The 21,341-nt window shown below is 53.4% G+C and carries 14 protein-coding genes and 1 pseudogene; 2 read left to right on the top strand and 13 right to left on the bottom strand.

What is annotated here, in order from left to right:
* Positions 1-97: 97 nt before the first annotated feature.
* The 8 genes from ACLU9Q_RS16305 to tgt form a co-directional block, all read right to left on the bottom strand.
* The gene (locus ACLU9Q_RS16305; protein WP_412625648.1) at positions 98-1,399 is read right to left on the bottom strand and encodes a DUF1015 domain-containing protein; all 1,302 of its coding nucleotides are present in this window, start codon (positions 1,397-1,399) and stop codon (positions 98-100) included.
* Positions 1,400-1,412: 13 nt separating this feature from the next.
* The gene (locus ACLU9Q_RS16310; RefSeq protein WP_296837176.1) at positions 1,413-2,576 is read right to left on the bottom strand and encodes a phosphoglycerate dehydrogenase; all 1,164 of its coding nucleotides are present in this window, start codon (positions 2,574-2,576) and stop codon (positions 1,413-1,415) included.
* Complete coding sequence (gene serC / locus ACLU9Q_RS16315) at positions 2,576-3,658, bottom strand: 3-phosphoserine/phosphohydroxythreonine transaminase (RefSeq protein WP_296837172.1); 1,083 nt, start codon at positions 3,656-3,658, stop codon at positions 2,576-2,578. The genes ACLU9Q_RS16310 and serC overlap by 1 nt, the downstream gene beginning before the upstream one ends.
* A gap of 100 nt (positions 3,659-3,758) precedes the next feature.
* Positions 3,759-5,429, bottom strand: coding sequence for a biosynthetic-type acetolactate synthase large subunit (ilvB, locus tag ACLU9Q_RS16320; RefSeq protein ID WP_296837169.1), 1,671 nt, complete (start codon positions 5,427-5,429; stop codon positions 3,759-3,761).
* Between the two features lie 68 nt (positions 5,430-5,497).
* Positions 5,498-7,162, bottom strand: coding sequence for a dihydroxy-acid dehydratase (gene ilvD, locus ACLU9Q_RS16325; RefSeq protein ID WP_296837166.1), 1,665 nt, complete (start codon positions 7,160-7,162; stop codon positions 5,498-5,500).
* Between the two features lie 12 nt (positions 7,163-7,174).
* Positions 7,175-8,257, bottom strand: coding sequence for a 3-isopropylmalate dehydrogenase (gene leuB / locus ACLU9Q_RS16330; RefSeq protein ID WP_296837164.1), 1,083 nt, complete (start codon positions 8,255-8,257; stop codon positions 7,175-7,177).
* Positions 8,258-8,382: 125 nt separating this feature from the next.
* Positions 8,383-8,697, bottom strand: a complete 315-nt coding sequence (gene yajC, locus ACLU9Q_RS16335; protein WP_296837161.1) for a preprotein translocase subunit YajC — start codon at positions 8,695-8,697, stop codon at positions 8,383-8,385.
* 64 nt (positions 8,698-8,761) lie between these two features.
* Positions 8,762-9,892, bottom strand: a complete 1,131-nt coding sequence (tgt, locus tag ACLU9Q_RS16340) for a tRNA guanosine(34) transglycosylase Tgt (RefSeq protein WP_296837157.1) — start codon at positions 9,890-9,892, stop codon at positions 8,762-8,764.
* A 217-nt stretch (positions 9,893-10,109) separates the two neighbouring features.
* Between tgt and ACLU9Q_RS16345 the strand changes: the two genes are divergently transcribed.
* Positions 10,110-14,381, top strand: coding sequence for an acyl-CoA dehydratase activase-related protein (locus ACLU9Q_RS16345; RefSeq protein WP_296837153.1), 4,272 nt, complete (start codon positions 10,110-10,112; stop codon positions 14,379-14,381).
* Positions 14,382-14,558: 177 nt separating this feature from the next.
* Entirely contained in the window at positions 14,559-15,758 is a 1,200-nt protein-coding gene (locus tag ACLU9Q_RS16350; protein ID WP_296837149.1) for an ATP-binding protein, read from the top strand.
* A gap of 75 nt (positions 15,759-15,833) precedes the next feature.
* On the opposite strand, the gene ACLU9Q_RS16355 is transcribed toward ACLU9Q_RS16350, so the two are convergent.
* The 5 genes and pseudogenes from ACLU9Q_RS16355 to ACLU9Q_RS16375 form a co-directional block, all read right to left on the bottom strand.
* Positions 15,834-18,458 carry an ABC transporter permease gene (locus tag ACLU9Q_RS16355; RefSeq protein WP_296837145.1) on the bottom strand — a complete coding sequence of 875 codons (2,625 nt, stop codon included), beginning with the start codon at positions 18,456-18,458 and terminating at the stop codon, positions 15,834-15,836.
* Complete coding sequence (locus tag ACLU9Q_RS16360; RefSeq protein ID WP_006861865.1) at positions 18,448-19,179, bottom strand: ABC transporter ATP-binding protein; 732 nt, start codon at positions 19,177-19,179, stop codon at positions 18,448-18,450. Before ACLU9Q_RS16360 ends, ACLU9Q_RS16355 begins: the two co-directional genes overlap by 11 nt.
* 168 nt (positions 19,180-19,347) lie before the next feature.
* Positions 19,348-20,271: a sensor histidine kinase gene (locus ACLU9Q_RS16365; RefSeq protein WP_006861863.1), complete on the bottom strand. Its 924-nt coding sequence runs from the start codon at positions 20,269-20,271 to the stop codon at positions 19,348-19,350.
* Positions 20,272-20,328: 57 nt separating this feature from the next.
* Positions 20,329-21,033 carry a response regulator transcription factor gene (locus ACLU9Q_RS16370; RefSeq protein ID WP_006861862.1) on the bottom strand — a complete coding sequence of 235 codons (705 nt, stop codon included), beginning with the start codon at positions 21,031-21,033 and terminating at the stop codon, positions 20,329-20,331.
* Positions 21,034-21,082: 49 nt separating this feature from the next.
* Positions 21,083-21,341, bottom strand: a pseudogene (locus tag ACLU9Q_RS16375) (hypothetical protein); the annotation flags it as partial.

The following is a 21,341-nucleotide window of genomic DNA, read 5'->3' on the forward strand; positions in this document are numbered from 1 at the left end:
TCACAATCTTTTTTCAACTCCTACTTTATAAAAATCCCTTTAAACCAAATTTCCAGATTGCTCTGCTCCTTGATTTAAAGGGATTCTGTTGTTATATTTATTCATCTATCGCATGGATAAAAAGTCCGCTGCGCAGCTTCGGCTCGAACCAGGTGGATTTCGGCGGCATCAGAAGATGCGCATCCGCCACCGCAAACAGCTCGGCCATAGAGGTCGGATACATGGCAAACGCCACCCCGCCGTAGGTATCCACTCTTCGCTGCAGATCCGAAAGTCCGCGGATCCCGCCGACGAAGTGGATGCGCTCGTCCGTGGTCGGATCGGAAATGCCGAGCATTGGCTCTAAAATCTCCCGCTGCAAAACAGAGACATCCAGCCCGTCGATCGGATGATCGCTGCGGTACTGCTCCTTTATGCGCAGCTCATACCACACGCCGTCCAGATACATTCCCATGCAGCCCTTCTCCTGCGGTCTGCAGGGAACATTTCTGCGCTCCATCCGGCAGATCCCACCCTCGCAGGTATGCTCCATTACGCTGTTTTCCCGCACCTCGCATTTGCTGCTGATCTTTTCCAGAAATTCCGCCGGCGTGCTGCCGTTTAAATCGGCGGCAACGCGGTTATAATCCATAATACGCAGCTCGTCGTCCGCAAAGAGGACGGACAGGAAGGAATCGTACTCGTGGCTGCCGTCCGCCGTCTCGCCGCGTTTTTTTGCTTCCTCACGGCGCATCAGCGACACACGCACCGCTGAAGCCGCGCGGTGATGACCGTCCGCAATATAGATCTGCGAGATTCCGGCAAAAGCTTCCCGAATGGTCTTTATCATCGTCTCGTCAGAGATTTTCCAGCCGCGGTGCGCGATGCCGTCCTCCGACACAAAATCAAAGATGGGCGTCTCCTGCTTTGCCCTTTGCATACAGGAGCTGATAACCTCATTTCTGCGGTAAGCAAGAAAAATCGGTCCGGTCTGCGCGCCGCAGGCATCGATGTGACAGATGCGGTCCTGCTCCTTCTCAGCGCGAGTGTTTTCGTGCTTCATAATGACGCCGTTTACATAGTCGTCCACGGCTGCACACGCCACCAGCCCGGTCTGCGCACGCCCCTCCATTTCCAGCTCATAAATATAATAACATGCCTGCGCATCTCTCGAGAAGCTTCCCCCGGAAATCATTTCCCAGAGAAGGTCGTGCGCCTTCCGATAAACCTCCGGCGCATACACATCCACCTCATCGCCAAACTGCGTCTCGGCGCGGTCAATGCGAAGAAAGCTCATCGGCTCGCGCTCCACTTCCAGCTTCGCCTCCGCACGGCTATAGACGTCGTAGGGGAGCGCCGCGATCCGCGGCGCAAGCTCCGTCCTCGGACGGATTCCAAAAAATGGTTTGATCTCTGCCATTTTCTCCCTCCGCCTATTTCAGCACGCGCACTTTAAGCACACCGTCGATTTTTTTCAGCTTCTCAATAATTTCCGGCGTGATCGGCGTATCAAGGTCGAACAGTGAATACGCATATTCGCCCTTGCTCTGATTTGCCATATTTGCGATGTTCAGGTCAGCCTCGCCAAGCACGGACGCAAACTGTCCGATCATATTTTTGATATTGCGGTGATTGATCGCCACGCGGCATACGGTATTGCAGATGCCCATGTCACACTCCGGATAGTTCACGGAGTGATGAATATTTCCATGCTCAATGTAATCGATCAACTCCTTCACTGCCATCTTCGCGCAGTTATCCTCGGATTCCTCGGTGGAAGCTCCGATGTGCGGCGTCACGATGCAGCCCTTTGCCCCCGCTGTCGTCGGATTCGGAAAATCACTCACGTAGCGTTTCATCTTTCCGGTGCGCAGCGCATCCACAACGGCTTCCTCATCCACCAGCAGATCGCGCGCGTAGTTCAGCAAAACCACGCCGTCCTTCATCTTGTCGATCGCATCTTTGTTGATCATTTTGCGCGTGCTGTCCATCAGCGGTACATGGATAGTAATGTAATCACACTCGCGGTAGATTTCATCTACTTCTTTGATGTGCCTGATATCGCGTGACAGATTCCACGCCGCATCCACGGAAATATAGGGATCGTACCCGTAAACCTCCATGCCGAGACGCGCGGCGGCATTTGCCACCAGCACGCCGATCGCGCCAAGACCGATGATACCGAGACGCTTCCCTTTAATTTCATTTCCGGCAAAGCGCTTCTTTTCCTTTTCGGCAGATTTAGCGATCAGTTCATTCTGACGCTCGGACTGCACCCAGTTGACGCCGCCGACAATATCTCTCGACGCCAGCAAAAGTCCTGCCAGCACTGCCTCCTTCACGCCGTTTGCATTCGCGCCCGGCGTATTAAATACGACGATTCCGGCTTCCGCACATTTCTGCAGCGGAATGTTATTGACGCCCGCGCCCGCACGCGCGATCGCTTCCAGCTTTTCGGGCAGCTCCATGTCGTGCATCGCCGCGCTGCGCACGAGAATGGCGTCTGCGTCATTCATATTATCCGTCTGTACATAAAGTCCTGAGAAGCCATCCAGTCCCACCTGCGAGATCGGATTTAAGCAATGATAGTGGAACATTACAGATTCGCCTCCTCAAATTTTTTCATAAATGCGACCAGCGCCTCCACACCCTCGATCGGCATCGCGTTGTAAATGCTTGCGCGCATACCGCCGACGCTGCGATGTCCTTTTAAATTTTCAAAGCCTGCCGCCTTCGCCTCTTTGACAAATTTAGCATCCAGCTCCTTATCGCCCGTCACAAACGGCACGTTCATCAGAGAACGGTCCTTCTTTTCTACTGTTCCGTGGAACAGTTTGCTGTTGTCCAAAAAGTCGTACAGGATCGCAGCCTTTTTCTCATTGCGCTCCTTCATCGCTTCCAGACCGCCCATTTTTTTCAGCCATTTGAACACCTTCCCGCAGATATAAATGCAGTAGCTGTTCGGTGTATTATAGAGAGAATCATGATCCGCGTGTGTCTTGTAGGTGAGCATCGTCGGAGTGCCCGGAAGTACGTCCTCTGTGATCAGGTCTTCGCGGATGATAACGATGACCATACCTGCCGGTCCGATGTTCTTCTGGACGCCGCCGTAGATGATGCCGTACTTCGTGACATCCACCGGCTCAGACAGGAAGCAGGAGGAAACGTCCGCTACCAGCGTCTTACCCTTGGTGTTCGGCAGCTCCTTGAATTTTGTACCGTAAATGGTGTTGTTCTCGCAGATATAAACATAGTCCGCATCCTCGCTGATCGGAAGGTCCGAGCAGTCCGGAATGTAGGAAAAGGTCTTATCCTCGGAGGAAGCGATCTTATTCGCTTTTCCGTATTTCTGCGCCTCCTGGTACGCCTTCTTCGCCCACTGGCCGGTAACGATGTAATCCGCCACCCTGTTCTTCATCAGGTTCATCGGGATCATCGCAAACTGCTGCGAAGCGCCGCCCTGCAGGAACAGTACCTTATAGTTATCCGGGATGTTCATCAACTCGCGCAGATCCTTCTCCGCCTCCCTGATGATCCCGTCAAAAATCTCTCCGCGGTGGCTCATCTCCATCACAGACATTCCGCTGCCGCGGTAATCCAGCATCTCGTCGGCAGCCTCCTGCAGCACTTCCTCCGGCAAAACCGCCGGACCTGCAGAAAAATTGTACACTCTTTTCATAATTCTCTCCTCCTCACTTCTGTCTCACACTTTGCACTTCCGAAAACCTGCTAAATACTTACGATACCACGGATTTCTCCGTGCTTCGCACTTTCGAAATCTACACATCGTCCTGGTCAAAGGCTTCCTCGATCGGAGCCCCTGCCGGAACCATCGGGAATACCTTGTCATCCTGATCGATCTGACAGTCGATCAGCACCGGTCTGCCCATTGCGATCGCCTTTTCCAGCGCCGGCCTGAGTTCTGCAAGAGCACTCACGCGAATGCCGGCTGCGCCGAGCGCTTCGGCAACCTTTACAAAGTCCACTCCGTCGTTTAACACGGTCGCGGAATAGCGCTCATCATAAAACAGCGTCTGCCACTGACGGACCATGCCCAGAACATGGTTGTTGATCACGACCTCAATGATCGGGATATTGTAGCGCGCCGCCGTTGCCAGCTCGTTCATGTTCATGCGGAAGCATCCGTCTCCGGCAATGTTGATGACCGTCTTTTCCGGGCGTCCCATCTTGGCGCCAATGGCAGCTCCCAGACCGTAGCCCATCGTACCAAGCCCACCGGAGGTTAAAAGTGTATGCGGTTTCTTATATTTGTAATACTGCGCCGCCCACATCTGATGCTGTCCGACATCCGTCACGATGATCGCGTCGCCTTCCGTCACTTTATAGATCTCCTCGACGACCGCCGGACCGGTAAGCTGTCCGTGATCGTATTTCAGCGGATATTTCTCTTTCATTTCATGGATCTCCTGCAGCCACTCGTCATGGTTGTGATCCTCAATGAGCGGATTCAGACGGCGGAGCACCTCGCGCACATCGCCCTGGATGCTGCAGTCTACCATGATATTTTTGTTGATTTCCGCCGGATCGATATCAATATGCAGAATCTTCGCATTTTTCGCAAAGCGGTTCGCATTGCCGACCACGCGGTCGCTGAAGCGGATACCGATGGCAATCAGCAGGTCGCACTTCGTGATGCCAAGGTTGGAGCACTTTGTTCCGTGCATACCGGTCATGCCGGTGTAGCGCTCGTCTCTTCCGTCAAACGCTCCCTTCCCCATCAGCGAATCGCCGACCGGCGCGTGTACCTTATCCACAAATTCCTTCAGTTCTTTTGCCGCGTCGGAGATCACCGCGCCGCCGCCCACCAGAACAAACGGGCGTTTGCAGTGATTGATCAGCTCCACCGCACTGTTAAGATCCGCCTCGCGGATATAATCGGTCTTGCGCTCGATTGGCTCCGGCGTCTGCTTCTCATATTCTGCGGTCGCCGCTGTCACGTCCTTCGGAATATCGATGAGGACGGGACCGGGTCTTCCCTCCGCCGCAATGCGGAAAGCGTCGCGGATGGTATCCGCAAGCTTTGCAACGTCCTTTACAATATAATTATGCTTCGTGATCGGCATTGTCACACCGGCAATGTCGATTTCCTGGAAGCTGTCCTTTCCAAGCAGCGGAACGCCCACGTTCGCCGTGATCGCCACGATCGGAACGGAATCCATGTAGGCAGTCGCGATACCGGTTACCAGATTGGTCGCGCCCGGACCGGAAGTGGCAAGGCAGACGCCCACCTTGCCTGTCGCCCGCGCATAGCCGTCCGCCGCGTGGGACGCCCCCTGCTCGTGCGAAGTGAGAATGTGGGTGATCTCTTTGCCGTGCTTATATAATTCATCGTAAATGTTCAGAATCGCTCCGCCCGGATAGCCGAACACGGTATCCACGCCCTGCTCCTTCAGACATTCGATAACGATCTGTGAACCTGTTAATTTCATATATATCCTCCTCTGTCATAATTTTCATGATGCCACGGATTTTTCCGTGCTGCGCACTTCCAAAATCATCATTTGATTTCCAGAATCGCTCCGCGGTTGCCGGAGGTTACCATCTTTGCGTAGCGGGCAAGATAGCCGGTCGTGATCTTCGGCTCTCTCGGCTGCCACTTTGCCTTCCGCGCTGCCAGCTCTTCATCGGAAACTGCGATATCCAGCTTGTTTTCCGGAATGTTGATTTTGATAATGTCGCCCTCTTCCACGAGCGCGATCGGTCCGCCGACCGCCGCCTCCGGGGAGACATGACCGATGGAAGCGCCTCTGGAGGCGCCGCTGAAGCGTCCATCCGTGATCAGAGCGACGGAGGAGCCAAGTCCCATGCCCGCGATCGCAGAGGTCGGATTTAGCATCTCACGCATTCCCGGACCGCCTTTGGGTCCCTCATAGCGAATGACAACGACATCACCAGCCACGATCTTACCGCCCTTGATCGCCTCGATGGCATCCTCCTCGCAGTCAAACACGCGCGCCGGTCCCTCATGCACCATCATCTCCGGTACCACTGCGGAGCGCTTTACAACGCCGGAATCCGGCGCCAGATTGCCTTTGAGCACCGCAATGCCGCCAGTCGTGCTGTACGGATTGTCGATCGGACGGATGACCTCCGGATTGCGGTTTACGCAGCCGCTGATGTTTTCCTTCACGGTCTTTCCGGTTGCCGTGATCAGATCGGTGTAGAGCAGGCCTTTTTTGTCCAGCTCATTCATCACCGCATATACGCCGCCTGCCTCATTAAGATCCTCCATGTAGGTCGGACCTGCCGGCGCCAGGTGACAAAGGTTCGGGGTGTGTGCGCTGATCTCGTTTGCGATATCCACGTTCAGCTCCACGCCCGCCTCGTGCGCGATCGCCGGAAGGTGCAGCATACTGTTTGTAGAACATCCGAGCGCCATGTCGACCGTCAGGGCGTTGCGGAACGCTTTCTCGGTCATGATGTCGCGCGGACGGATATTTTTCTCAAGAAGTTCCATCACCTTCATGCCGGCAAGCTTTGCCAGCTTGATGCGCTCGGAGTATACCGCCGGGATCGTGCCGTTGCCCGGAAGTCCCATGCCGAGCGCCTCCGTCAGGCAGTTCATGCTGTTTGCCGTATACATGCCGGAGCAGGAGCCGCAGGTCGGGCAGGTCTTGCATTCAAATTCGTAGACGTCCTCTTCTGTCATCGTGCCCGCCGCATAGGATCCGACCGCCTCAAACATACTGGAAAGGCTTCTCTTTTGACCCTTCACATGACCGGCGAGCATCGGACCGCCGCTCACGAAAATAGTCGGGATATTTAAGCGCGCCGCCGCCATCAGAAGCCCCGGCACGTTCTTGTCACAGTTTGGAATGCATACAAGTGCGTCAAACTGATGCGCGATCGCCATGCACTCGGTAGAATCCGCGATCAGGTCGCGCGTTACCAGCGAATATTTCATGCCGACATGCCCCATTGCAATGCCGTCACAGACTGCAATCGCCGGAAACTCGCGCGGCACACCGCCTGCGAGCGCAACGCCCATCTTGACTGCCTCGGTGATCTTGTCGAGGTTCATATGCCCCGGCACGATCTCGTTATAGGAATTTACAATGCCGACAAGCGGCCGTCTCATCTCTTCATCCGTCATTCCCAGCGCGTTAAACAGGGATCGGTGGGGCGCCTGCTGCATCCCCTTCTTTACTGCATCACTTTTCATTGTTCTTCCTCCTCAGATCCGTTCTTTGATCAGCCGCCCCATCTCGCGGCAGCCTACCTGCGTGCACCCCTCAGACATGATATCGCCCGTGCGGTAGCCGTTCTTTAATACCTGCTTCACCGCCTGCTCGATGGCGTCCGCCGCCTCGTCCAGGTCAAGCGAGAACCGCAGCATCATCGCCGCCGACAGGATCGTTGCGATCGGGTTTGCGATATCTTTTCCGGCAATATCCGGCGCGGAGCCGTGGCTCGGCTCATACAGACCAAATTTTGTCTCGTTCAGGCTTGCGGAGGACAGCATTCCGATGGACCCCGTCACCATGCTGGCCTCGTCCGACAGGATATCTCCGAACATATTTTCCGTGAGGATCACGTCAAACTGCGCCGGATCGCGCACGAGCTGCATCGCGCAGTTATCCACCAGCATGTGGGAAAGCTCCACATCCGGGTAATCCTTTGCGACCTCCTCCACGACTGCTCTCCAGAGACGTGAGGAATCGAGCACGTTTGCCTTATCGACGCTCGTCACTTTCTTTCTTCTCTTTCTCGCAATGTCAAATCCGCGCTTTGCAATACGGCGGATCTCATTTTCGTCGTAAGTCAGCGTATCGATCGCTTTGCGCACGCCGTTTTCTTCCACCGTTTTGCGTTCGCCAAAATACAGACCGCCGGTCAGCTCGCGCATGATCATCATGTCAAAGCCCTCCCCGATGATCTCGTCGCGGAGCGGACACGCCGCCTTCAGCTCCTCGTACAGGTACGCCGGGCGCAGGTTTGCAAACAGATTTAACGATTTGCGGATCTTCAGAAGCCCCGCCTCCGGACGCTTAGACGGTTCCAGCTTATACCACGGGGACGTCTTTGCATCTCCGCCGATGGAACCCATAAGCACCGCATCGCTCATTCTTGCCGCCTCGATCGTCTCGTCCGTGAGCGGCACCCCGTGTACGTCGATCGACGCACCGCCCATCAGCAGCTCTTTGTAATCAAGCTGAAATCCGAATTTTTTTCCCGCCGCATCCAGCACCTCGCGCGCCTGCGCGACAATTTCCGGTCCGATACCGTCGCCCGGAATCACTGCAATCTTATAATTCATAATCCTCACTCCTCATGCCCTTTTATAACATCGGATCTCTCCGTGTTTTACGCCCTGTCATTTTGCGCAAACGGGGACACAGCAGAATTTGCCATGTCCCCAGCTTATGTCTGATTCTGCTGCAATTACTGCGCGTCTGCCTTTTCCACCTCTGCGATAGCAGATTTGCGCATCGGAATCCTGCAGTTTTTGTTGCTGCCGAATTCCACAATTACATCTTCATCCGTAATATCGATGACTACGCCGTAAAAGCCGCTTGTCGTCACAACGCTGTCGCCGACAGCCAGCTCCGCAAGCATCGCGTTGACCCTCTTCTGTTCCTTTTTCTGCGGACGGATCGCCATAAAATACATTGCTGCGCCGATGATCACTACATAAAATACCAGGAGCAGGATGCTGCTCGTCCCGGATGCCGCTGTAGCCTCTGTTAATAAATACATAATAGTTCCTTCCTTTCCATAAATGATGATGCTCATACCATCATACACAAAATCAGGCGGTTCATCAAGTCATTTTTTCAAATCCTGCCAGTTTTTCCGCTTTATATTCCAAAAAACGCCCTTCATCCAGCGCGTCGCGTATCTCTTCCATCAGATGATTGTAGAAATACAGGTTGTGCAGCACGCACAAACGCATGCCGAGCATCTCGCCGGCCTTTAACAGATGGCGGATGTACGCCCTGCTGTAGTGACGGCATGCCGGACAGCCGCATCCCTCCTCGATCGGGCGGTCGTCCAGCTTGAATTTTTCGTTGAATAGATTCAGTTTTCCGTGCGCTGTGTACACATGTCCGTGACGTCCGTTGCGGCTCGGATATACGCAGTCGAAAAAGTCGACGCCGCGCTCCACCGCCTCCAGGATATTTGCCGGCGTACCGACGCCCATCAGATAGGTAGGCTTATCCTGCGGCAGATGCGGTACCACCTCGTCAAGAATATGATACATTTCCTCGTGCGTCTCCCCGACTGCGAGTCCGCCGATCGCATAGCCGTCCAGATCCATTTTAGATATCTCGTCTGCGTGCGCGATACGGATATCCTCGTAAACCGCGCCCTGGTTGATGCCGAAAAGAAGCTGATTTTTATTAATCGTATCTGGCAGGCTGTTCAGGCGCGCCATCTCTGCCTTGCAGCGCGCCAGCCAGCGCGTCGTGCGTTCCACCGATGCCTGCACATATTCCCTGCTCGCCTTACTGGACGGGCATTCGTCGAACGCCATGGCGATCGTGGAGGCGAGATTTGACTGAATCTGCATACTCTCCTCAGGTCCCATAAAAATTTTCCGCCCGTCAACGTGCGACTGAAAATATACGCCCTCTTCTTTGATCCTGCGAAGCCCCGCCAGCGAGAATACCTGAAAGCCGCCGGAGTCCGTCAGGATCGGCTTGTCCCACACCATGAATTTGTGCAGGCCGCCGAGCTGTCTGATGATATCGTCCCCCGGTCGCACATGGAGATGATACGTATTGGAAAGCTCCACCTGGGTACCGATCTCCTGCAGATCCATCGTGGAAACCGCTCCCTTGATCGCTGCCGCCGTGCCCACATTCATGAACACCGGCGTCTGAATTGTTCCATGAACGGTGCGAAATTCTGCGCGCTTCGCCCGCCCTTCTGTTTTCTTAATCTGATACATTCTTTCCCTCTTTGTTTTTTCATAGAATGGATTCAGATTACCACATCCGTCCGCAAAAAACAAGAGTAACTATTTTATAGAATTTTAACAGTATCTGTAACTTGCACTCTCCCGAAAATTGTCGTATACTGTAAACCGACACGAAAATACAGCAAATATAATAAATAAGAAAAACGGCATTCGCCGTATTAGAAGAAGGAGGCTTACTCTGACGAATATGGTTCAGCAGAATTTGTCTTACAGACTTGGGATCGATATCGGTTCCACAACTGTAAAAATCGCAGTGTTAGATAAGGATGACACACTTTTATTCGCGGATTACGAGCGTCACTACGCAAATATACAGGAAACGCTTGCCGCGCTTCTTTCGAAAGCCGAGGAAAAGCTCGGCATACTGGAGGTTTCCCCGGTGATCACCGGTTCCGGCGGACTTTCTCTTGCCAAGCACCTGGAGGTTCCGTTTGTGCAGGAGGTTATCGCCGTATCGACAGCGCTCTCGCACTACGCGCCCCAGACCGACGTTGCCATCGAGCTTGGCGGTGAGGATGCAAAGATCATTTATTTTGACGGCGGCAGCGTGGAGCAGCGTATGAACGGTATCTGCGCGGGCGGCACCGGCTCTTTTATCGACCAGATGGCATCCCTTTTGCAGACCGACGCATCGGGACTGAACGAATACGCAAAGCATTATCAGTCGCTCTACCCCATCGCAGCCCGCTGCGGTGTTTTTGCAAAATCTGATATCCAGCCGCTGATCAATGAGGGCGCGACAAAGGAAGATCTGTCCGCATCCATTTTCCAGGCGGTTGTCAACCAGACCATCAGCGGTCTTGCCTGCGGAAAGCCGATCCGCGGTCATGTTGCGTTTCTCGGCGGCCCGCTGCACTTTCTGTCCGAACTGAAGGAGGCGTTTATCCGCACCTTAAATCTGGACGACGAGCATGCGATCACGCCGGAAAATTCACATCTGTTTGCGGCGATCGGCTCCGCTATGAACAGCGAGATGGTCGTCTCCACGGACACGCAGGCTTTGATACATAAATTATCCGGCAACATCAAGCTGGAATTTGAGGTGGCGCGCTTAGAGCCGCTGTTTGCCTCCCAGGAGGATTACGACGCCTTTAACGAGCGACAGAACCAGTACAACGTTGTCACGGACGATCTGAGCACCTACGAGGGCTTATGCTTCCTCGGCATCGACGCAGGCTCCACCACCACAAAGGCGGCGCTCGTCAGCGAGGACGGCTCGCTTTTGTATTCATTCTACAGCAACAACAACGGCAGTCCTTTAAAGACCACCATCCAGGCAGTACAGGAAATCTACGAGCATCTTCCTGCAAACGCGCGGATCGCCTACTCCTGCTCCACCGGCTACGGCGAGGCGCTGATCAAGGCGGCGCTGCTTCTGGACGAGGGCGAGGTGGAGACGGTATCGCATTACTATGCCGCCGCTTTCTTTGACCCGGAGGTGGACTGCATCCTGGATATCGGCGGACAGGATATGAAATGCATCAAGATCAAGAATCACACGGTCGACAGCGTGCAGCTCAACGAGGCATGCTCCAGCGGCTGCGGTTCCTTTATCGAAACCTTTGCAAAATCCTTGAATTACAGCGTCAGCGACTTTGCGCACGAGGCGCTTTTCGCCCAGCATCCGATCGATCTGGGCACCCGCTGTACTGTATTTATGAATTCCAAGGTAAAGCAGGCGCAGAAGGAGGGCGCATCCGTCGCCGATATCTCCGCCGGACTTGCTTACTCGGTCATCAAGAACGCATTATATAAGGTAATTAAGGTTTCCGACGCCTCCGAGCTCGGGAAGCACATTGTCGTGCAGGGCGGCACCTTCTACAATGACGCGGTGCTGCGCAGCTTCGAGCGCATCGCAAACTGCGAAGCGATCCGTCCCGATATCGCCGGCATCATGGGCGCTTTCGGCGCCGCTCTGATCGCGCGCGAGCGCTTCGAATCCGGCAAACAGACGACCATGCTTCCGATCGAGAAGATCAACAGCCTGCAGTTTACCACGCACATGGCAAAATGTAAGGGCTGCACCAACCAGTGCCGTCTGACCATCAACCGCTTTACCGGCGGACGCCAGTTCGTCAGCGGAAACCGCTGCGAGCGTGGTCTTGGAAAAGAAAAGAAAAACAGCGATATCCCGAACCTGTTTGAGTATAAAAACAAGCTGCTGTTCTCCCGCGAGGTGCTGGAGAGCGACCAGGCTGTGCGCGGAAAGGTCGGACTGCCGCGCGTGCTGAACATGTACGAAAATTACCCGTTCTGGCACCGGTTCTTCACCGACTTAAAATACGAGGTCGTGCTCTCTCCGGCAAGCACCCGGAAAATTTACGAGCTGGGCATTGAGTCCATTCCGAGCGAATCGGAATGCTATCCGGCAAAGCTGGCGCACGGCCATATCGAGTGGCTGCTCCATCACGGGGTAAACTTTATCTTCTACCCCTGCATTCCTTATGAGCGCTGTGAATTTCCGGACGCCGTCAACCACTACAACTGCCCGATCGTTACCTCTTATGCGGAGAACATCAAAAACAATGTGGAGGCGCTGCGTGACCCGAAGATTGATTTCCGCAACCCGTTTATGGCGCTCACCAGCCTGGAGACTGTCACCGGACAGCTCATCAAGGCATTTCCGGAGATTCCGGCGTCAGAGGTGAAGGCGGCTGCCGCCAATGCCTGGAAGGCGCAGGAGGAAACGCGCCAGGCAATGTACAGAAAAGGCGAGGAGACCATCGAATGGCTGAAGAAAAACAATAAGCACGGCATCGTGCTGGCGGGCAGACCGTATCATATTGATAATGAGATTAACCACGGGATTCCGGAGCTGATTACCTCTTACGGCATCGCCGTACTGACTGAGGATTCCGTGTCGCATCTGAACCAGCCGGAGCGTCCGCTGCTTGTCAGCGACCAGTGGATGTATCACAGCCGTCTCTACGCGGCGGCAAATTACGTAAAAACGACGGATTTTCTGGACCTTATCCAGTTAAATTCCTTTGGCTGCGGTCTGGACGCGGTTACTACCGACGAGGTGAATGATATTCTGACCGGCTCCGGCAAGATTTATACCTGTCTGAAAATCGATGAGGTAAACAATCTGGGAGCGGCGCGTATCCGTATCCGCTCGCTGATTGCCGCGCTGCGCTCCAAGGAAAAGCAGCATGAGCAGCGCACCATCGTTCCCGCCAATATGAACCGCGTGCTGTTTACCGAGGAAATGCGCAAGGATTACACGATCCTCTGTCCGCAGATGTCGCCGATTCATTTCCGCATACTGGAGCCTGCGCTGCGAAGCTGCGGCTATCACATCGAGCTGCTGCAAAACGACGGAAAGCACGCCGTGGACGTCGGACTGAAATATGTAAATAATGACGCCTGCTACCCCTCTCTGATGGTTGTCGGACAGATTATGGATGCCGTGCTCTCCGGAAAGTATGATACATCAAAGACGGCTGTTATTATCACACAGACGGGCGGCGGCTGCCGCGCCAGCAACTATATCGGCTTTATCCGCCGCGCGCTGGCAAAGGCGGGGCACCCGGAGATTCCGGTAATTTCTCTGAACGTTTCCGGGCTTGAGACAAATCCGGGCTTCAAGATTACCGTTCCGATGGCGGTAAAGGGCATGTACGCCGTTGTTTTCGGGGATATCTTTATGCGCTGCCTCTACCGTATGCGCCCCTACGAGGTCATTCCCGGCTCGGCGAATGAAATGCATCTGAAGTGGGAGGCGGAATGCATTAAGTTTCTGACGCAGAAGCATCCGTCCCATCACGGCTTTGCAAAGCTCTGCCGCGAGATTATCACAGATTTTGATAATCTGCCCATCCGCGGTATTCCAAAGCCCCGCGTGGGCGTTGTCGGCGAGATTCTGGTAAAATTTATGCCGGCGGCAAATAATTATCTGGTAGATCTCCTGGAATCGGAGGGCGCCGAAGCGGTGGTACCGGATTTGCTTGATTTCCTGTTTTACTGCTTCTATAACTCGAACTTTAAGGCACAGGAGCTCGGTATGAAGAAGAGAACGGCGGCAATTTCCAACGCCGGAATCAAGCTTCTGGAATTTATCCGGAATACCTCCGTGAAGGAATTTCAGAAGAGCCGTCATTTCGATGCCCCGACAAAGATTTCACAGCTTGCGGAATACGCAAAGCCGATCGTATCGCTCGGCAATCAGACCGGCGAGGGCTGGTTCCTCACCGGTGAGATGATGGAGCTGATACATAGCGGCGTGAATAATATCGTCTGCACGCAGCCCTTTGGCTGTCTGCCGAACCATGTGGTCGGCAAGGGCGTTATCAAGGAAATCCGCAGGCAGCATCCGCTCGCGAATATCGTGGCGATCGACTACGATCCGGGCGCCAGCGAGGTAAACCAGCTTAACCGTATTAAGCTGATGCTCAGCACCGCCCAGAAAAATCTGCGCGCACAGCGGCAGGAAGAAGCGGCGGCTGCGAAGGATGCATAAATAATAGTCGTTTCGAAAAAAGCGATAGAGGATTTTCCTTTATCGCTTTTTTCATATTAATCAAGCGTCGGTGTATCGAAAAACATATTGTATTTAGAAAGTTTTTTCGGATTTTCAATAAAAACTATTGATTATCTGGCTGTTTTTGGATATATTAATGATAAAGGAGGCGATATTATGATTATCAGACCCCACTATTTAGAAATGCTGAAAACTTATCGTGACGCGCCGCTGGTAAAAATCCTTGCCGGTATTCGCCGCTGCGGAAAATCCACGATTTTAAAAATGCTGCAGGAGGATTTGATAAAAAGTGGCGTTCCCGCCAATCATATCCTCAATATGTGTTATACCTCGGAGGATTTTGCAGATGGTATGACCCACAGGGATATGTATAACGGCATAAAAGAAAAAATAACGGATGACGGGCGTTACTATCTTTTGCTTGACGAGGTACAGGAAATCACCGGATGGGAAAAAGCCGTCAACAGTCTGCTCGAAAACAACAATACCGATATCTATGTAACAGGCTCCAATTCCAGACTGATGGCAGGTGAAATATCCACCTATCTCACAGGGCGGTATGTCTCGATTCCCGTATTTACGCTGTCCTTTGCCGAGTATATGGATTTCAAAAAAGCAGACGGACGCACTCCGAAAGAACTTCTTACCGAATATATCCGCATGGGCGGTTTTCCGATTGTTGCACTGAGCAATTTTGACGAGGGTCCTGCCTATCAGATTGTCGAGGGAATTTACCATTCCGTTATTACAGGTGATATAACGAAACGGCACCATATTACGAATTTTGACTTGTTCAACCGTGTTGTGAAATATGTAATTGAAAATGTCGGCAAAACCTTTTCCGCAAACGCTATTGTAAAGTTTCTGAAAAGCGAGGGACGTTCTCTCTCGGTAGAATCCGTCTACAACTATCTGGAATGGCTGGAAAAAGCTTTTGTGATATACCGCTGCCAGCGCTATGACCTGCAAGGGAAATCCGTACTGAAAACGCAGGAAAAATTCTATCTCGCCGACGCTTCTCTGAAATACTGCATGATGGGTTTCAATCCGAAATCTGTTGCCGCAATGCTTGAAAATATCGTGTACTTTGAGCTTCGCAGAAAAGGTTACGAGGTCTTTATCGGCAAGAATGAAACGAAAGAAATCGACTTTGTGGCAGTGCGCCGTGACGAGCGTATCTATGTGCAGGTATGCCGCAATCTGCCGGAGGAATCCGACCGCGAGGTCGCCAATCTGCTTGAGATCAAAGACCACTACCCCAAGTATGTCGTCACACTTGACGAGCTTGCCGCAGGGAATATCAACGGTGTAAAAATCATGTATCTGGCAGATTTTTTGTTAAGTGAAAAGTATTAAACAAGGTATTGACCGCTGTTTTGTTTCCATAGAAGCTGGTCGACAAAAGCAGCGGTCGCTATGCTCGCAAATTTTTTAGTTTTCTGTGTCCTGCAATCGCTGTACGATACTCTCCTTCTGCGTCCGCCGGTATGCCGCGAACGGTACTATCACCGCAAGGACCGCCAGCAGGGGCAGCATGATCAGATAGGCAAGGAAGTTCGGGCGGTAGGCGAAGAACATGATCACGTTGTTGAGCGCTGTCATGATTGCCCAGGACAGCACGGTTCCCAGTATGAGACTGATGACGCCGGATATCAGCACGTAATACAGCCCCTCTTCCACCAGCATCCGCTTTAGCTGCCGCTGCGTCATGCCGATGCTGCAGAGTATGGCGAATTCCCGTTTGCGGGCGATGATTCCCGTAACGATGGAGTTTATGAAATTCAGCACCCCGATAATGGCGATTACCGCGCTGAGAGCGATTCCGATAATGCGTATTGCCGTAATCATGCTGTCGAAGCCTTCCATCAGCGACGCCTTTGTCAGATAGCCCATTTCCGGGTTTATGTTTTCGCAGTAGTTTTCGATTTCCTGCACGAAGCTGTCAAGCTGTGTTTCTTCTACTGTGTAGGATACGCCGAAGCACCAGCTATATGGGGATGTCTGTACATCCTGTTTGGGCAGCACTGCACGCACACCGTTGACAGGGCTGGACTGGTCTGTCATACTGGATGGAATCTCCACGATTGCCATCACCTCGTACTCTTTTTCTTCCAGATTTGTAAAACGGTAATCGACAATATTTCCCGCCTCGTCTTTTATCTCTATAGCTTCCGAATCATCCGTTACCGTGAGAACCTTCAGCTTCTCACCCGGACGATAGATGCGCGCGCCCTCTGTATGATCGCCGATAATTTCCGTCAGCAGCACATAGCCGCCCTGCGAAAATTTTTCGATATCCAGCTCTCCGTCCAGCACCTTTAAGTTGGACAGGATATCCGTGTCGTATGCATATATGTCAGCGTTAAGCTGCCGCTGCTCCTTCGCCGTATTAATTACACTTGTCCCCCAGTCGCCTTCCCTTAGAATGCCCTGGTCCTCAAAGCTCTGGTAGCGCTCCAGTCCCGTCTCGTCCAGCGAGATATAGGTTCTGTTGAAAATCTGCCACAGCTCGTTTTTGGAGAGGACTCCCGGCTGTGCGTCCGCCAGCTCTATATATGCCTCATCTACCCCGGAAGACATCACTGTTCCGCCTCCGGTAATATAGGTCGGCGCCAGCAGGACATCACCCAGCAGCCGCTGCTCCAGATAGGCGTCGATGCGGAAGCTTCCGATGCCGGTCAGCACCACGCACAGCAGCACCATGCTGAAGGACAGAGACAAAAGAACAAGCGTTGTTTTCTTTTTGCTGCGTCCGAGATTGGAGAGCGCCATACGGTGAATCCGCGCCCCCGTCTCGGATTTCTTTTCCTTTTTGCGCACACCGCTGCCCTCTGTATAGCGGACCGCCTCCACCGGCGACACGCTGCCGGCTATTTTCCCCGGCTTGCGGCAGCTTATAAAAACAGTGATAAGCGCAAATACGATACCGAACAGCGCGACCTGCGGACTGAATTTCATTTCCACCCCAAGGCTGTCATAGCCGGTCACCCGCAGCATAAAGGGAAATACGATTCGGGACGCCAGATAACCCGCCGCCAGACCGACTGGTATTCCAATGGCCGAGAGCACCAGTGCCTGCCGCCTGATCATTCCCTGTATCTGACGCCCGGTGGTGCCGACTGTCTTCAGCAATCCGTAAAAACGGATATCCTGAAAAACGGAAATGTAAAAAATATTATAAATAATCAGATAGCCCGTAATCAGAATAACCACCAGTGCACCCACGAGAATTACCACTGAGAACGGGTCCGCCGCCTCCGCGCGGTTCTGCATGTACGCCCAGTTCACCCCATACCCTAAGGTGACGTCCGGATCGTAGCCCGCGTCCTCAATGATGGAACGCACCGTCTGCTCAATATCCGCCGCGCTGTCAAAGTACAGACCGACCGCATACAGACCGGCTCCGGCTTCGTTGGGATGCGATTCGCCCCACGCCACAAAATCCTCGTCGGTGAGACTTCCCTTCAGTTCCTTCCAGTATGCTTCTGATATATAGAGCTCGGAGGCGTGACTGATCTGACTGCCCTCATACCAGCCACAGACCCGGAAGGTTTTGCTGATTTTCTCCCCGTGAAAGGTAAATTCCAGCAGGATTTCCACGCCCGTCTCATACGGCAGCTTCAGCTCGTCCAGCACGTAGGTGTCGACGATAATGTCCTCCTCCTTTTCCGGCATCGCACCCTCCGCCAGCGTGATAAAGGAGTTCTCCAGCTCCTCCTCTCCCTGCGCCAGCCGCAGCTCGTACTGGCGTCGTGTCAGATTTTCCGCTTGACTGATAAAGATATTCCAGGTGTACGATCTCACCCGCTCATCCGCTGTCACCTTTTCCATCTGCTCACGGGTGGCGGCTTTCAGACCGGCATGGAATCTGCCGCCCACCTCCCGCATGGTGGATTCCTGGGTGACGTCTATCATGCCGATTCCCATCGCCGCCAGCGTCGTAAAAAGCATACAGGTGAGCGCGATTGCCGCGACTGCAAAGATATTACGCATCTTATTGTTTTTGAGGCTCCGCATGGAAAGACGGCGCACCACCCCGCTGTTGTTATTTTTCATGGCGCGCTCCTCTCTGCATCCGCTCTCTGGGCGCATATGCCTCCGGTGTGCTCTGTCCTCCGGTAATCTTCCCGTCCTCAATGCGGATGACGCGGTCGGCAAGCTGCGCCATCGCATCATTGTGCGTTATCATCACGATTGTCTGGTGAAACTGCTCGCCCGTCAGCTTCAGAAGCCCCAGAACCTCCTGCGATGTTCTGGAATCCAGATTTCCGGTCGGCTCGTCCGCGAGAATAATGGCAGGTTTGCTGGCGAGCGCCCGCGCGATTGCCACTCTCTGCTGCTGTCCGCCGGAGAGCTGGTTCGGCATACTGTTCTTTTTTTCCAGAATGCCGAGCATATTCATAATTTCTTTAATAAACGCGCGGTCCGGCTTTTCTCCGTCCAGCTCGATTGGAAGCACAATATTTTCATAGACGTTTAAAATCGGCACCAGATTATAATTCTGGAAGATAAAGCCGATGTTGCGCCTGCGGAAAATCGTCAGCTCTGATTCGTTCAGCTTGAAAATTTCTTTACCGGAAACGATGACCTCCCCCGACGTTGCGTAATCCAACCCGCCGAGCATATGCAGCAGCGTGCTCTTGCCGGAGCCGCTCGTTCCGACCACCGCCAGAAATTCGCCCTCTTCGACCGTGAGGTTCACTCCATCCAGTGCCTTTACAAGATTCGCCCCGGAACCGTAATACTTTTTCAGATTGACTGTTTTTAAGATGTCCATATGATAGTCCCCTTTCTTATCAGCATTTCGGATGCTTTTATACTAGCATCCCTTTCTGACACTCCGCTGACAAAAAAGAAAAAAGTTCTTACAAAACTGTCAGAACCGTCACACGCAGGGCTGGCTTTGCGCCGCGGCGGGTGTCTGAGGCTGGCGTGAATGATGACTTCATACTTCATTCAGCAGGAACACCCGAAAGCAGCTTCCCGCGCCTTCGCGGGAATCGACCGTGATATACCCCTTTTCTTTATTTAAAATTAACTGCGCAAGATACAGCCCCAGACCGCTGCCGCCGGTGTGACCGGTATTCTCCCCGCGGTAAAAGCGCTGGAAAATTTTATTGTATTCCTCCTTTGCGATTCCCTGTCCCTGGTCGCAGATTTCTATCTGCGTGTAGATTTCCATCGGCTGCACGCGTACGGTAATCGTGCTGCCCTCCGGAGAATATTTTACGGCGTTGTCAAGCAGGTTGCCGAGCGCCTCCGCCGTCCAGCCCGGCTCGTGCCAGAGGCGCCGGTCCTCAAACGGCTCCACCTGCAGGGTAATCGCTTTTTCCTCTGCCTGGGCATAGATTCCGCTGACCGCCCTGCCAATCGTCTCCCGGATGCCGGAAAACTGCGCGGTGAATACAATCATACCCCGTTCAAGCTGCGAGGCTTTCAGCATACTCTCCAGCAGCCACTGCATTTTCTCCGCCTGTGCGTTTGCCTGCTGCGCAAACCGGCGGCGCTGCTCCTCTGAGAGTGTATCGTCCTCCAGAAGCTCGGTATACATCCGCACATTTGCCATCGGCGTTTTTAACTGATGCGAGAGGTCGGAAAGAAGCGCCGCCACCTCGTCACGCTCCCGCTCCGCCGCTTCTTCCTTTCCGGCAGCCTGCTGCAAAATGCGCTCCAGGCTGCTCTCCAGCCTGGATTCCCGCGTCTCTTTCATGGTCTGGAATGCGGCGCTGCCCTTTTCCCGGTAATCGCGCAGCAGCTTCTGCATACGGTTCAGCGTGCGCAGCAGATATCCGCCCATCAGCAGTGCCGCCAGAAGTGCCAGCGCCGCCACAGTAAGCGCCGCAGCTACTGTCATCTGTTCCCTGTTCATTATGTTCTCCTCTGATATGGCGGGACTCTGCAATGCGCAAAAATCCCGGCAGCTTCCTTAATGCACATCTACCTGTTCTGCCGGTCTGTCTTCCCACAGATAGCCCATGCCGTGTACTGTTTTGATATATCTGGGATGCGAGGCATCCTCCTCCACCTTTGTGCGCAGGCGCCGGATGTTTACCATCAGGGTGTTTTCCTCCACAAAGCTGCCGCCGCTATCCCACACGCGCGCCAGGATCTGCTCCTTCAGCAGCACCTGGTTTTTATTTTCCAGAAAGTATTTCAACAGCTTAAATTCTGTAAGGCTTAAGTCCAGCTCTCTGTCTTTGAGGTACGCCTTCATTTCTTTTTCCTGCAGACGGATATCCCCGGAAATGAGCCATCCGGAGGAATCCTGCCCGCCCCGCCTGCGCAGAAGCGCCGCAATGCGCGCCTTTAAAACCGCCAGTGAAAAAGGCTTTGCAATGTAATCGTCCGCACCGCTCTCCAGGCACATCACCTGGTCGATCTCCATATCGCGCGCCGTAATCATCAGCACCGGCACGCCCGCCGTCCCGGCAATCTCCCGGCAGAGCGCAAGCCCGTCGCCGTCCGGCAGATTCCAGTCCAGCAGCACCAGGTCCGGCTGCCGTTCTGCAATCGCCTCCCGCCCTGCGCGGCAGGTGGAAAAGCAGCTTATCTGATAGCCCTCCCGCTCCAGCGCAAACGAAATGCCCTCCGCCAGCGCCTCATCGTCTTCTATGAAAAATATCTGTGTCAAATCTGTCCGCCTCCCGAAGCAATCTGATTATGGTAAGAAGACTTTTATTCTACGTAAAAATCAAATGCATATTAGAGTGCCGATTAAGAGAATTCTTATCTTTTTCAATATAATCCCATGTTTTCTGATATGTCCCCGGAGCAGCTACAGCCGGGTCTGATATAAAATCTATAAATTCATCTGCCTTTCCATCATAGCGTTCAGCAAAATCATCTGATAGTATTTGTTTCTCCTCATCTGTAAATGCTTTTAATTCATTGTACCAAGCCGCTAGCGCGGCGGCTAGCCCTAAGTACGTAAAACCACCA

The organism is Marvinbryantia sp., from assembly GCF_047017445.1.
GTDB lineage: Bacteria > Bacillota > Clostridia > Lachnospirales > Lachnospiraceae > Marvinbryantia.